Below are 13,326 nucleotides of genomic sequence, written 5' to 3' on the forward strand. Positions count from 1 at the left end.
CGGTTTTTTTTGACCCTAGACTTTCGTTTAATTTTCGATTTTTCATCCAAAAACTGCAAACGAAAGCAGATAAAGGCATTGCAGGTTCGAAAACGATCAACTAGGATTTCGTAAACGAAAGCTAGATATTCTCCAATAACAACGACGCTAGCGAGATTCGCATGTCACTACATTTGCAAAATATCGCCCATACCGTAGGCGGTGTTCCCTATATTAGCGACGTTGACCTAGCACTCGAGCCGGGCTCCTTCAATGTGCTATTGGGCAGAACACTCGCAGGCAAGACCACACTGATGCGCTTGATGGCCGGCCTTGAGCCACCTACCCAAGGTCGGATTCTGATGGACGGCAAGGACGTCACCGGAGTACCGGTACGCCACCGTAACGTATCGATGGTATATCAGCAGTTCATCAATTATCCCAGTTTGACCGTCTACGACAATATTGCCTCGCCGCTTAAACTCGCCAAACAGCCAAAAAGCGAAATTAACAAGCGCGTCGGCGAAATTGCTGAGATGCTGCATATCGAGCATCTGCTTGACCGCTATCCTCTGGAGTTGTCCGGTGGCCAGCAACAGCGCACCGCCATGGGCCGCGCTCTGGTAAAAGACGCCGATGTCATTCTCTTCGACGAGCCGCTGGTCAACCTGGACTATAAACTCCGTGAGGAACTGCGCGACGAGCTGCGCGACTTGTTCAAAGTGCGTAACTGTATTGCCGTGTACGCCACCACTGAGCCTAATGAGGCTCTTGCACTCGGCGGCAACACAGCCATCCTTCACGAAGGTAAGCTGCTGCAGTACGGCCCCACCGATCAAATCTACCGGCAACCCAACGGCATTCTCAGCGCCGAGATGTTTTCTGAGCCGCCGATCAATATCGTGCCGGGTCGGCTCACCGACAACGACATCACCTTCGATAACGACACTCACTTTACCTGCGACGATGCCTTGCGAAAGCTGCCTCCTGGTGACTACCAGTTCGGGGTTCGCGCCTCGCATTTGAGCCTTACACCACAAGCCGCGGATGATCTGGAACTGCCGGTCACCGTGGATGTTGCCGAAATCAGTGGGTCCGAAACTTTTCTTCATGCGCGTCATGCGCACTTCCCACTGGTATTGCATCTCCTGGGAATACACGAATTGAAGGTCAATCAGCCCATCAAGGTTTATTTCCCCATTCATAAACTGTTTGTTTTCGACCAGCAGGGCCACATTGTGCATACCCCGTTGGCTCAGACGGAGGGCGCCGCGCATGGCTGAGATCGTGCTTAAAACACTCGCGCACACATACAGCGCCAACCCGCAATCGGCCGAGGATTACGCCATCCGCCATATGGAACACGTATGGCATCAAGGCGGCGCTTATGCCTTGCTGGGACCGTCCGGATGCGGCAAATCAACCCTTCTGAATATTATTTCAGGGCTACTGGCGCCTACCGAAGGCGATGTACTCTTCGATGGCCACCGGGTCAACGAACTGCCACCGGAAGAGCGCAACATCGCCCAGGTGTTCCAGTTCCCGGTGATCTACGACACCATGACGGTGTTCGATAATCTCGCCTTCCCGCTGCGCAACATGAACACCCCCGAGTACCGGGTTAAACCCAAGGTACTGGAAGTCGCCGACATCCTTGAGCTGACACCGCTGTTATCGCGCAAAGCCAAAAACCTGACCGCCGATGAAAAACAGAAGGTCTCCATGGGGCGCGGTCTGGTCCGCGACGACGTTACCGCCATTCTGTTTGATGAGCCGCTTACCGTCATCGACCCGCAGTTGAAGTGGAAGCTGCGCCGCAAGCTCAAGGAAATCCACGAGCGGTTTAACATCACCATGATCTACGTCACTCACGACCAGCTTGAAGCCTCGACCTTCGCTGACAAGATTGCCGTGATGTACGAAGGCCAGGTGGTGCAGTTCGGTACGCCACGGGAACTGTTCGAAACACCCGCGCATACTTTCGTGGGTTATTTCATCGGTAGTCCAGGCATGAATTTTTTCGAGCTTCGCTACGATGAGGCACAAAATACGGCCTACTTCGGCGACCAGCCACTGCCGTTAAGCAATGCTTATCTGGCCACGCTTAAAAAGACCGAGAGCGACAACCTCAAGCTCGGCATTCGCCCGGAATTCATCGACGTTCACGCAAGCGCCGCACCCGACACGATTGCCGTGCAAAAAGAGAACCTGCAGGACCTTGGCACCTACGCCATTCTCACCTTCTCGTTCAATCAGCAAACATTTAAAGCCAGGCTGCCCGAAGACCATCCTGCCCTGGGTGACACCGTCTATATCCGTTTTCCCGACGACAAACTGAGCCTTTACGTCGATGAATACCGAGTCGAGGTAGATCATGAATAAAGTCTATAACAACCGCGCCTGGCTATTGGTACTGCCAATGCTTGTCCTGGTCGCGTTTTCCGCGATCGTGCCGCTGATGACCGTCGTCAACTACTCGGTGCAAGACGTGCTTGGCGCTAACGCCCGCTTCTTTACCGGCACCGAGTGGTTCGAAACCATGCTCAACGACCCGGCCCTGCAAGCGGCTTTTCTACGCCAGATAATATTCTCGCTCACCATTCTTGCCATCCAGATCCCTCTGGGAATCGGCATTGCGTTGATCATGCCCAAACGTGGTTGGCAAGCATCGGCAGTGCTGATCCTGATTACTCTGCCCCTGCTGATCCCCTGGAACGTAGTGGGCAGTATCTGGCAGATTTTCACACGCGGTGATATCGGCCTGATGGGTTGGGGACTTCGCCAGTTGGGCATCGAGTACAACATTACCCGTAACGCCGCCGATGCCTGGGTGACGATCATCCTGATGGACGTTTGGCACTGGACCCCGCTGGTCGCCATGCTTTGCTACAGCGGCCTGCGCTCCATCCCCGAAGCCTACTATCAGGCGGCGCGCATTGACCGTGCCTCAAAATGGGCGGTATTTCGCTACATTCAGTTGCCCAAGCTGACCAATGTGCTGGTCATTGCCGTGCTGCTGCGCTTCATGCACTCGTTCATGATTTACGCCGAGCCCTTTGTACTGACCGGTGGCGGGCCTGGCAGCTCAACGACCTTCCTGAGTCAATCATTGACCACCATGGCGGTGGGTCAGCAGGACTTGGGACCCTCCGCTGCTTTCTCGATTATCTACTTCCTGGTCATCCTGCTGGTGAGCTGGGTGTTCTACACCGCCATTATGAACATGCAGAAAGACAAGCATTCCCAGGGAGGAGCCTGATATGAGCTACCAACTGGAAAACACCCAGCAGGGTGAAAAATACAACACCATTTTCAGCCGCACCACACCCGCACAACGCCGCAAGCGCAACGCCAGAACCAAGCTGCGCTCGCGCCTGTTGCTGGGCGTCTATCTGCTCTTGATGATTCTGCCCATCTATTGGCTGCTGAACATGTCGCTGCAAACCAACAGCGAAATACTGGGCTCCATGACCATGTGGCCGGAGAACCTTACCTTTGACAACTATATCGGTATCTTTACCGACTCAAGCTGGTACATGGGCTATGTCAACTCGATTGCCTATGTACTGATGAACATGCTGATCACCATCTGTGTGGCACTACCGGCTGCGTATGCCTTCAGCCGCTACAGCTTCATTGGCGATAAGCACCTGTTCTTCTGGCTGCTGACCAACCTCATGGCGCCGCCCGCTGTATTCCTGCTGCCCTACTTCCAGCTTTATTATTCGGTCGGTCTCTTCGACACGCACATTGCCGTGGCGCTGGCGCACTGCCTCTTCAATATTCCACTGGCCATCTGGATTCTTGAAGGCTTCATGAGCAGCGTTCCCAAGGAGATCGACGAAACCGCCTACATCGACGGTTACAGCTTTCCACGCTTTTTCATCAAGATTTTTATCCCGATGATTCGCTCGGGTATCGGCGTCACGCTGTTCTTCCTGTTCATGTTCTCGTGGGTTGAGCTGCTCCTGGCCAGAACGCTGACGGCCACCGAGGCACAGCCCATTGGCATGATCATGACGCGCACGTCCACCGCGTCGGGGATTGACTGGGGCACGCTCGCCGCAGCCGGTGTGCTGACCATCTTGCCAGGCATTCTGGTGGTCTACTTTGTCCGCAACCATATCGCCAAGGGCTTTGCCCTGGGTCGTACCTAAGGAGGTGATGTATGTCTTGGATGGTATGGACGGTGCCCACCGCTATTTTCTTTTCCGCCATTGCCGCCATGTTGGCGGGGATGACGGTCTGGGAAATTGTCTCGCCCACCATAGAGCGTAAGGGCTTTCTACCCATCACGACCACACGCGGAGACCGGCTGTTTGTTGGCCTTCTGTCTGCTGCGTTTATTCATCTTGGCGTGATTGGCTTTACCTCATTATCGATTTGGTTAGCACTGGCAGCTTCGCTGGTCTGGCTGTTGGTGCTGATGCGCTGGGGGTAACCGGTGCGAGAACCAAAAGCGGTCTCATGGACGGATTCGCCATTAGGGAAGATCACAACACAACGAGGTCTATATGCGACATAACAATTTCAAACTTACCACCCTCGCCGCCAGCCTGCTGCTAGCATCCGGTTCGCTAGCCGCAGACGACCACGATGCGCGGGCGGTGGCCGAGCGGCTGGTCGACGAGCATTTCCAAAACTCGACCCTGAGCCGCGAGGAACAGATCGAAGAACTGATGTGGTTTGCCAAAGCGGCCGAACCATTTCGCGACATGGATATCCAGACCGTTGCGGAGGGGTTAACCACCCACGTCTATGAAAGCGAAGTACTTGCTGAAGCGTTCAGTGAGCTAACCGGTATCAACGTCACTCACAACATCATTGGCGAAGGCGATGTTGTCGACACCATGCAAAACCAGATGCAGTCGGGTAACAGCATCTACGATGGTTTCGTCAACGATACCGATGCCATCGGTACCCACATCCGCTATGGCACCACCATCAACCTCTCCGAGGCGATGGAAAACGAATGGGCCGACTACACGCTACCCACGCTGGATCTGGACGACTTCATCGGGCTGCAGTACGGCACCGGGCCAGATGGCAGCATCTATCAATTGCCAACCCAGCAGTTCGCCAACCTTTACTGGTTCCGCTACGACTGGTTCCAGCGCGAAGACCTGCAGGAGCAGTTCCGGGATATTTACGGCTACGACCTGGGCGTACCCACCAACTGGACCGCCTATGAGGATATCGCCGAATTCTTCACCGACCATGTTGGCGAGCTCGACGGCAAAGAGATCTATGGTCACATGGATTACGGTCGCCGCGACCCCTCACTAGGCTGGCGTTTCCACGACTCCTGGCTCTCCATGGCAGGTATGGGCAGTCCTGGCGTTCCTTCCGGCAACCCGGTAGATGACTGGGGTATTCGTGTCAACGAAGACAGCCAGCCGGTGGGGGCCAGCGTTAGCCGTGGCGGTGCGACCAACTCTCCCGCCTCCGTCTTTGCCATGCAAAAGGCCGTTGACTGGCTCCGCGACTTCGCTCCACCCGAAGCCCAAGGCATGACCTTCGGTGAAGCGGGTCCGGTGCCTGCTCAAGGCCATATTGCCCAGCAGATTTTCTGGTACACCGCCTTCACGGCCGACATGACCGACCCCGATGTCGCCGTGACCGATGACGAAGGCAATCCGCTATGGCGCATGGCCCCCTCGCCCACCGGCCCGTATTGGGAAGAAGGCATGAAGGTTGGCTATCAGGACGTAGGCGCCTGGACGTTCTTTGACTCCACCCCCGAAGACCGTCGCACAGCGGCGTGGCTGTTTGGTCAGTTCACCGTTTCCAAGACGGTATCGCTTGAGAAGTTGATGCACGGCCTGACGCCGATCCGCGAGTCCGACATCTTCTCTGAGCAGATGACCGAAATGGCACCCAAGCTCGGCGGGTTGGTTGAATTCTACCGCAGCCCCAACGAGTCCAACTGGACCCCAACGGGCACCAACGTCCCCGATTATCCCCGCATGGCGCCCCTATGGTGGCAAAACCTTGCACCGGTCATGAGCGGAGATGTATCGCCACAGGAAGGCCTCGATGCACTGGCGGCGGATATGGATAGCACCATGCACCGTCTTGCCCGTGCCGATGTCTTCGACAGCTACGCCCCCGTGCTGAACGAAGAGCGTGACCCGCAATACTGGCTGGACCAGGATGGCGCGCCGAAAGCCAAGCTGGATGACGAAATGCCACAAGGCACCACCGTGCCTTACGACGAAATGATGGAAGAATGGATGTCGGCCGGGACGCGCTAATACCGGCTGGGCGGGCCCCACGGCCCGCCCTTTCCGGCTTCATCGGCGGCACCCTCTATCGACACTTACCAACAGCGCGGTCGCCCATACAGCACCGTGAACGGGGCTTTCTTTGTTAATTTGGATCCGCTATGAAACTGCGTAACCGTAATATCGAGAAACTACATTCCGATGAATTCGATGTACTGATCATTGGTGGTGGCATCAATGGTGCCGCCACCGCTGCGGCGCTGTCAGGTAAAGGCGCCCGGGTTGCCTTGATCGATCGTGGCGACTTCGCTGGCAGCACCAGCATGCACTCCTCAAATCTCGTTTGGGGAGGCATCAAATATATGGAAAGCAAAGACTTTGCATTGGTTCGAAAGCTTTGCAAGAGTCGTAATCATTTAATTAAAAGTTACCCATCCACTGTTCAGGAAATTCGTTTTCTGACCAACATCACCCGGGGGTTTCGCCATTCACCGCGTTACTTGTGGATTGGCACCTGGCTCTACTGGCTGATGGGCAATGGATTTACCCGGCGACCCCGCTTGCTGTCCCCCAAGAATATCAAGCAGGAAGAACCGATTATCGATGTCGATGACTCCGTCGGCGGCTTTGAATATTCGGATGCCTACCTGCACGACAACGATGCCCGTTTTGTCTTCAATTTCGTTCGTCATGCACTCAATCATGGGGCAACTGCCGCCAATTATGTTGAGTCACTGGGTGCCGAGCGTGAAGGGAATGTCTGGGTCACCAAGGCGCGTAACGTGATGGACGGCCAAACCTTCGATATCCGCGCCAAGGTGCTGATTAATGCAGCAGGCCCCTGGGTTGACCAGCACAACACCCTGACCGGGCAAAAGACCACCCACCAACACCTGTACTCCAAGGGTATTCACCTGATCGTGCCCCAGTTGACGGATTCCCAGCGCGTGCTGGCCTTCTTCGCCGACGACGGGCGGCTGTTCTTTGTCATTCCCATGGGCAACCGCACCTGTATCGGGACCACCGATACGCACATGGAACACCCCGAGGTGGATGTTACCGGTGACGACATTGACTTCGTGCTGGAAAACATCAACAAGCGCCTGACCCTCGACAAGCCACTGGGTCAGGCCGATATCATCTCGACCCGCTGTGGCGTGCGTCCCTTGGCCATCAAGGCGGATCAAGGCAACGACCGCGACTTTCTCCAGCTATCCCGCAAGCATGTGATCGATACCAATCAGGATAGCGCACACATCAGTATTTTTGGCGGCAAGTTGACCGACTGCCTGAACGTGGGCGATGAAATCGCTGAAGCCGTCGCAAAGCTTGGGGTCGAACTACCCGACCAGGGCTTCCGCTGGTATGGCGAGCCCCCCAATGCCGTGAAACAACAGTTCATGGATCATGCCAAGCGCATGAACCTGGACGCCATGACAGCGGCGACATCCTCAGAGCCTCTCTCATCACGCCTTTGGCGACGTTATGCCGAACAGGCGATGCCCATGCTCGAAAAAATCCGCCAGGACCCGGCAGAAGCCGACATTCTGATCGAGGGCACGGAATACATTCGCTGCGAGCTTGAACATGCCCGCGACCATGAGATGATCACCCAGCTTGAGGATTTCCTGCGCCGCCGAGCCAAAGTATCGCTTGTAGTGCACCACGAGCAACTGCGCCACTCCAAGGGGTTGAAAGAAGCCTGCCGTGTTCTATTTGGCGAGCAAGCCGAAGAGCGTTTTGAGGCGTATTTCGCCCAGAACCGGGATACCGCCCAACCCTATACACCCAAACAGGAAGTTCCCTCCTAGAAAGTGGCGGCAATGGGAGCGCAGTGGCAAATAAAATCCCCCTCACGGTGGCCGCCAGGGGGATAGAGGAAAGTGAAGAGCGTCAGAACCTAATCTTTAGTCGCTATTCTTCGTTTTCAACCAGCAGCTGGGAATCCCCTGCCAGCACCTCGTCCCACGCCTCTTCAATGGTGTACCCCATACGGCTATCAATGGTGTCGATGACTTCAACCGCGTGCTGAAGCGACTCCCGCTGGCCTTTTAGCGCTACTACCAGCTTGGCCAGGTCTTGCTTGCTGAACGTATTCGCGATTCGGTCGGCTTGTTGGCTTAATTCGATGCAGTTCATGGTTCAACCCTCATGGTATGGTCATCCGCTGCTTACTATTGTCGTTAATCGTTAAGCAGCCATCTTGTTAATGACGAATGGTGACGTTGCTACTCATGCTGGACCGGATAAGTGTCCAGTTCGGTGACTGCGATAAGGTCACAAGCGTTACAAGACCTTCGCTTCAAGCGCCCGGGTAATTCAAAAGCGCATCAAATGTAGCAGTGGTCAGAAGGGGTCAATCGGGATAACGAAACACCGCCCTGATCCATGACTTCACTATGGTGCACTGCCGTAAAGCTCACAATGCGTCATTGGCCGCAGGCAGCGTTGTAGCTCGACTACATAAGCGTCGAATAACCCCGAAAGGTGTCATAGAATTTCACGATGGAGGGACAGTACGCAGGGAACGCATTGATAACGTCGGGAAACTTACCCGAGGTGGCCTGGATAAGCGGTGGCAGTATACGCCATCAACCCAACGACGCCAGTCGACCATGGGTTAATAAAATGAGGCCGCTATCACCACCGCCATGGCGATAGCGGCCTCTGGCGGGAATAGGTTAATCCGTTGAACGCACGCGGGAAACCGCGTCCAACCATCCTTGGTACAGTTGTTCGCGGTTCGCCTCCTCCATACTCGGTATAAAGCTTCGCTCGCAGCGCCAGAGTTGCTCTATCTCGTCCAGGGTCTGATACCAGCCTAACCGCAGGCCGGCCAGGTAGGCGGCGCCCAGAGCGGTGGTTTCCAGAATCGTGGGGCGGTCCACTTGCACGTTCAGCATATCGGCCAGAAACTGCATGACCCAGTTATTCTTGACCATGCCGCCATCAACACGCAGGTTGCCGGGTGGGGCTTCCATATCGTCATTCATGCAATGCTGAAGATCACGCGTCTGATAACAGACTGCCTGAAGACCAGCGGCGACAATTTCCGCAATCCCGGTATCGCGGGTCAGACCAAAAATCGCCCCGCGGGCTTTCGGATCCCAGTGCGGTGCCCCCAGGCCAGTAAAGGCAGGGACTAGATAAACGCTATGCCCGCGGCGGGTTTTACGGGCAAGGGCTTCGGTCTCCGCCGCATCCGCAAATAAATTCAGCCCATCGCGCAGCCACTGGACCGTGGCGCCGGCGACAAAAATACTGCCTTCCATGGCGTAGGTCGGCTTGCCGTTCAGGCGATACCCAATGGTCGTCAGCAACCGGTTGCGCGACAGAGACGGTGTGTCTCCGGTGTTGACGATCATGAAACATCCGGTCCCGTAGGTACTCTTCCCCATGCCCGGCTGAAAGCACGCCTGACCGACCAGCGCTGCCTGTTGATCCCCCGCCACACCCGCAATCGGCAGCTCAACACCCAGCCAGCGGGCATCCATGGTGCCAAAATCATCGCTCGAGTCTTTCACCTCAGGCAGCAAGCTTGCCGGGATATCGAACAGGTCGAGCAGTTCGTCGTCCCAGCACTGCTCGTGGATATTGAACAAGGCGGTGCGCGAGGCATTGGTGGCATCAGTTACGTGATGGTGACCACCGGTCAATCGCCAGATCAGGAAGCTATCGACGGTACCAAAGAGCAATTCGCCTTTCTCAGCCCGGGCTCGGGTCCCTTCGACGTTGTCCAGCACCCATGCAAGCTTGGTGGCGGAAAAGTACGGGTCGATCAGCAGGCCGGTCTTGGCCTGCACACGCTCGGTATGGCCACCATCGCGCAGCTGTTCGCAGAGCGACGACGTACGCCGGTCCTGCCACACAATGGCGTTATAAACCGGCTTTCCGGTGCGCTTGTCCCACACAATGGTGGTTTCGCGCTGATTGGTGATCCCCACGCCAGCAATTTGCTCTGGCTTGATAGCTGCCTTTTTGACAACTTCCTGGCAGGTGGCAACGACAGTGTCCCAGATATCTTCAGGATCGTGCTCGATCCAACCGTCGTAGGGATAGTGCTGGGTAAATTCCTGCTGCGCGACAGCAGTTACTTGACCTTCACGGTCAAACAGGATGGCACGGGAACTGGTCGTACCTTGATCGATGGCAAGTATATAGGAGGACATGGCACGTTCACTTTGTTGTTGGTAGTTTCGATTCTGTACATTTATTTTCGAATTATTATCACCAAAGGCTACGCCAGCCGCCAGCAATGCTCAAGTATGAAAACATAACCGCCTTCACCTGATCAGGCCAGGTGCAACGCGACATCGTGCTGGGTCAGCAGGCGCTGAATGGCCTCAGGCGGTTTACGGTCGGTAAACAGTGCGTCCAACTGGGCAATATTGCCTTGGCGTACCACCGGGTTGCGGTGAAACTTTGAATAGTCGGCCGCCAGATAAACGCGCCGTGAATTGGCAATAATGGCCTGGGCAACGCGCACTTCCTGATAGTCGAATTCCAGCAAAGAGCCATCTTCGTCGATGCCGCTGATACCGATAATGCCGTAATCGACCTTGAACTGATTGATAAAGTCGATCGTGGCCTCGCCAATAATCCCGCCATCCCGGGAACGCACCTGCCCCCCTGCGATGATCACCGTGAAATCTTCCTTGTGCTGCAGAATCGCCGCGACGTTGAGGTTATTGGTAATAATCTCCAACCCCTGATGATCGAGCAGCGCCTGAGCAATCACCTCGTTGCTGGTACCAATGTTGATGAATAGTGACGCGTCATTGGGAATATGGTCAGCCAGGCAGCGTGCGATCCGCTCTTTCTCTTCAAGATGCAGGGTTTTACGAGTGCTGTAGGCGGTATTCACGGTGCTGGATTCAATCCCCACGCCCCCATGAACTCGCCTCACGCGGCCATCGTTCGCCAGTGTATTCAGATCTCGGCGAATGGTCTGCGGCGTTACGGCAAAATGATCAGTGAGCTGCTCGATGCTCATGTATCCATGCTGGCGGACCAGCTCGATGATCGCGTCTTGACGAAACTGTTGATTCATAAGCTAGCCCGTGGCGTTATTTTTTCGTTTTAGAACGTATTTACTTTAAAACTATTTATTTAAAAACCATTCACTTTTAAACCATTCACTTTTAAACCATTCTCTTTTAAACATAGCAGCGTAGCAAAATTTCTATCAAATAACGCTTATTGATGCTCGAAGACGAACGTTATGTCGACAGCGGCCATACCCACAGGATCATCGGTATCGACACCAGCAGCACGATGACTGACAGGGGTAAACCCAACTTCCAGTAATCGCCAAACCGATACCCCCCCGGCCCCAGCACCAGCGTATTGGACTGATGGCCTATCGGGGTCAGAAAGGCACAGGACGCACTGACAGCGACCACCATCAGGAAGGGATCGAGCGATACCTCGAACCCTCTGGCCAGGCTGACGGCAATGGGCGCCATCAGCAGCGCCGCTGCCGCATTGTTGATGACATTGGAAAGCAGCATGGAAAGGATAAACAGCCCCACCAGGGTAACCACCACCGGCCAGTCGGCTCCCCATTGCAGCAACGCCTGGGCGATCAGACCCGCCCCGCCGCTGGTCTCCAGGGCCTCGCCGACCGGAATCATGGCCCCCAAGAGAACAATCACAGGCCCGTCGATCGCCTGATAGCCCTCCCGAAGTGGCAGCACACCAATCAATAGCGAAACCAGTGCCGCACTACTCAACGCCACCGCAGCCGGCAATACGTCCAGCAGCATGGCAACAATCGCAGCCGCAAAGATAGCCATCGAAAGCAGCAATTTGCGCGGCTGACCAAGGCTTAAATTGCGGTTAGCCAGCGGTAAACAACCCAACGCTGGCAGGCTTTCGGCAATTTCATTCTCCTCGCCCTGTAACAACAGGATATCCCCGGTCTGAAAGCGAATATCCCGCAGACGCTGCTTTAACCGGGCGCCATCCCTAGCCACCGCCACCAAATGCAAACCAAACTGGTGATTGAGACGCAACTGACGAACACTCCGATTGATCATCATGGAGTCATTACGTACCACCACTTCCACCAGCTGTAGCCCTTCGGTATCCACCGGCGGATGCGAATCCGACGCTTCTTCTGCAGCCAGGTCGCGGGCTTCCTCATCCTCGTCATCCCCTTCAAGCTCGGCGACGGCGCTCAGCCCTGCCTTGTCTTCCAGCAGTTTCAGTTCTTCAGGTCCGGCTTCCAAAAGCAGGATATCGCCTGCCTGTAACATACCGTGGAACGAATAGCCTGCCTGGCGGTTGTCATCACGCACCACTGCCAGTACCGGAATAGACTCTTCAAGCTCGTCGCGAAGCTGCTGCAACGTCAACCCTTTGGCCTTGGATTCATCATTGACCTTGAGCTCTACCAGATAGTTGGCAGTGTCAAACATATCCGCGGCTGATGCCTGGCCGCTACGCTTGGGCGTTAGTCGCCAGCCGACCAATACGATAAATGCCAACCCGGCCAACGCCACGACGCCTCCCACAGGGGCAAAGCTGAACATGCTGAAGGTATCGCCGGATACGTTCCCCCGGTAACTGGAAATAATGATATTCGGCGGGGTACCGATAAGCGTCATCAGCCCACCCAGCAGTGAGCCAAATGCCAGTGGCATCAGCAATAGCGATGGAGAGGTGTCATGCTCCCTTGCCATACGCATGGCGACGGGCAACAACAGCGCCAGCGCCCCGACATTGTTCATGATGCCCGAGAGTACCAAGACGGTTCCCACCAACGCCAGCAACTGGAGTATCAAGCGATCACCCACCTTGAGTATCTGGTCGGCGATAATATCGACCAGACCTGAGCGTTCGAACCCTTTGCTCAGCACCAGCACGGCGGCAACCGTGATCACGGCAGGGTGGCCAAACCCCATAAAGGCATCTTCGGCAGGCACCAAGCCAAGCATGACCGAACCCAATAGCGCTGAAAGGGCGACCAGATCATAGCGAAACCGCCCCCATACAAAGGCCGCCAATGTTAACCCCAGCACTAAAAACACCAGCGTGCTCGGCGCCAGCCCCACGTCCTCGATTGCCATATATTGAATCACCTCCCTGTAGAGCACCGTCACTATCGTCGGCTTGCTTTACT

The 13,326-nt window shown here is 55.5% G+C and carries 11 protein-coding genes; 7 read left to right on the forward strand and 4 right to left on the reverse strand.

Features of this window, described 5'->3' with window-relative positions:
* The first annotated feature begins 161 nt into the window (after nucleotides 1-161).
* The 7 genes from IT895_RS09935 (at nucleotide 162) to IT895_RS09965 (ending at nucleotide 8,014) form a co-directional block, all read left to right on the forward strand.
* Nucleotides 162-1,262, forward strand: coding sequence for an ABC transporter ATP-binding protein (locus IT895_RS09935; RefSeq protein WP_085918693.1), 1,101 nt, complete (start codon nucleotides 162-164; stop codon nucleotides 1,260-1,262).
* Nucleotides 1,255-2,361 (forward strand): ABC transporter ATP-binding protein, encoded by a 1,107-nt coding sequence (locus IT895_RS09940; RefSeq protein ID WP_085918694.1) that lies wholly within the window; start codon nucleotides 1,255-1,257, stop codon nucleotides 2,359-2,361. The genes IT895_RS09935 and IT895_RS09940 overlap by 8 nt, the downstream gene beginning before the upstream one ends.
* Complete coding sequence (locus IT895_RS09945) at nucleotides 2,354-3,238, forward strand: carbohydrate ABC transporter permease (protein ID WP_176243663.1); 885 nt, start codon at nucleotides 2,354-2,356, stop codon at nucleotides 3,236-3,238. Before IT895_RS09940 ends, IT895_RS09945 begins: the two co-directional genes overlap by 8 nt.
* Before the next feature lies 1 nt (nucleotide 3,239).
* Nucleotides 3,240-4,136: a carbohydrate ABC transporter permease gene (locus IT895_RS09950; RefSeq protein WP_199283363.1), complete on the forward strand. Its 897-nt coding sequence runs from the start codon at nucleotides 3,240-3,242 to the stop codon at nucleotides 4,134-4,136.
* A gap of 11 nt (nucleotides 4,137-4,147) precedes the next feature.
* The gene (locus IT895_RS09955) at nucleotides 4,148-4,420 is read left to right on the forward strand and encodes a DUF2160 domain-containing protein (RefSeq protein WP_085918697.1); all 273 of its coding nucleotides are present in this window, start codon (nucleotides 4,148-4,150) and stop codon (nucleotides 4,418-4,420) included.
* A 73-nt stretch (nucleotides 4,421-4,493) separates the two neighbouring features.
* On the forward strand, nucleotides 4,494-6,233 hold the full coding sequence (locus tag IT895_RS09960) for an ABC transporter substrate-binding protein (protein WP_085918698.1): 1,740 nt from the start codon (nucleotides 4,494-4,496) through the stop codon (nucleotides 6,231-6,233).
* Between the two features lie 131 nt (nucleotides 6,234-6,364).
* A complete protein-coding gene (locus tag IT895_RS09965) occupies nucleotides 6,365-8,014 on the forward strand; it encodes a glycerol-3-phosphate dehydrogenase/oxidase (protein ID WP_199283364.1) in 1,650 nt (549 codons plus the stop codon).
* A gap of 103 nt (nucleotides 8,015-8,117) precedes the next feature.
* On the opposite strand, the gene IT895_RS09970 is transcribed toward IT895_RS09965, so the two are convergent.
* The 4 genes from IT895_RS09970 to IT895_RS09985 form a co-directional block, all read right to left on the reverse strand.
* Nucleotides 8,118-8,342: a hypothetical protein gene (locus IT895_RS09970; RefSeq protein ID WP_085918700.1), complete on the reverse strand. Its 225-nt coding sequence runs from the start codon at nucleotides 8,340-8,342 to the stop codon at nucleotides 8,118-8,120.
* 542 nt (nucleotides 8,343-8,884) lie between these two features.
* Nucleotides 8,885-10,372, reverse strand: coding sequence for a glycerol kinase GlpK (gene glpK / locus IT895_RS09975; protein WP_085918701.1), 1,488 nt, complete (start codon nucleotides 10,370-10,372; stop codon nucleotides 8,885-8,887).
* 122 nt (nucleotides 10,373-10,494) lie between these two features.
* Nucleotides 10,495-11,253, reverse strand: coding sequence for a DeoR/GlpR family transcriptional regulator (locus tag IT895_RS09980; RefSeq protein WP_085918702.1), 759 nt, complete (start codon nucleotides 11,251-11,253; stop codon nucleotides 10,495-10,497).
* A gap of 169 nt (nucleotides 11,254-11,422) precedes the next feature.
* Complete coding sequence (locus tag IT895_RS09985) at nucleotides 11,423-13,273, reverse strand: SLC13 family permease (RefSeq protein WP_199283365.1); 1,851 nt, start codon at nucleotides 13,271-13,273, stop codon at nucleotides 11,423-11,425.
* Between the last annotated feature and the right edge of the window lie 53 nt (nucleotides 13,274-13,326).

Origin of the sequence: Halomonas sp. A40-4, assembly GCF_015767635.1 — a bacterium.
GTDB classification, from domain to species: domain Bacteria; phylum Pseudomonadota; class Gammaproteobacteria; order Pseudomonadales; family Halomonadaceae; genus Vreelandella; species Vreelandella janggokensis.

What these genes read in the sequence shown, in the direction of transcription:
- IT895_RS09935 (WP_085918693.1), top strand. Translation starts at nt 162, where the DNA reads ATGTCACTACATTTGCAAAATATCGCCCATACCGTAGGCGGTGTTCCC.
- IT895_RS09940 (WP_085918694.1), top strand. Translation starts at nt 1,255, where the DNA reads ATGGCTGAGATCGTGCTTAAAACACTCGCGCACACATACAGCGCCAAC.
- IT895_RS09945 (WP_176243663.1), top strand. Translation starts at nt 2,354, where the DNA reads ATGAATAAAGTCTATAACAACCGCGCCTGGCTATTGGTACTGCCAATG.
- IT895_RS09950 (WP_199283363.1), top strand. Translation starts at nt 3,240, where the DNA reads ATGAGCTACCAACTGGAAAACACCCAGCAGGGTGAAAAATACAACACC.
- IT895_RS09955 (WP_085918697.1), top strand. Translation starts at nt 4,148, where the DNA reads ATGTCTTGGATGGTATGGACGGTGCCCACCGCTATTTTCTTTTCCGCC.
- IT895_RS09960 (WP_085918698.1), top strand. Translation starts at nt 4,494, where the DNA reads ATGCGACATAACAATTTCAAACTTACCACCCTCGCCGCCAGCCTGCTG.
- IT895_RS09965 (WP_199283364.1), top strand. Translation starts at nt 6,365, where the DNA reads ATGAAACTGCGTAACCGTAATATCGAGAAACTACATTCCGATGAATTC.
- IT895_RS09970 (WP_085918700.1), bottom strand. Translation starts at nt 8,342, where the DNA reads ATGAACTGCATCGAATTAAGCCAACAAGCCGACCGAATCGCGAATACG.
- glpK (WP_085918701.1), bottom strand. Translation starts at nt 10,372, where the DNA reads ATGTCCTCCTATATACTTGCCATCGATCAAGGTACGACCAGTTCCCGT.
- IT895_RS09980 (WP_085918702.1), bottom strand. Translation starts at nt 11,253, where the DNA reads ATGAATCAACAGTTTCGTCAAGACGCGATCATCGAGCTGGTCCGCCAG.
- IT895_RS09985 (WP_199283365.1), bottom strand. Translation starts at nt 13,273, where the DNA reads ATGGCAATCGAGGACGTGGGGCTGGCGCCGAGCACGCTGGTGTTTTTA.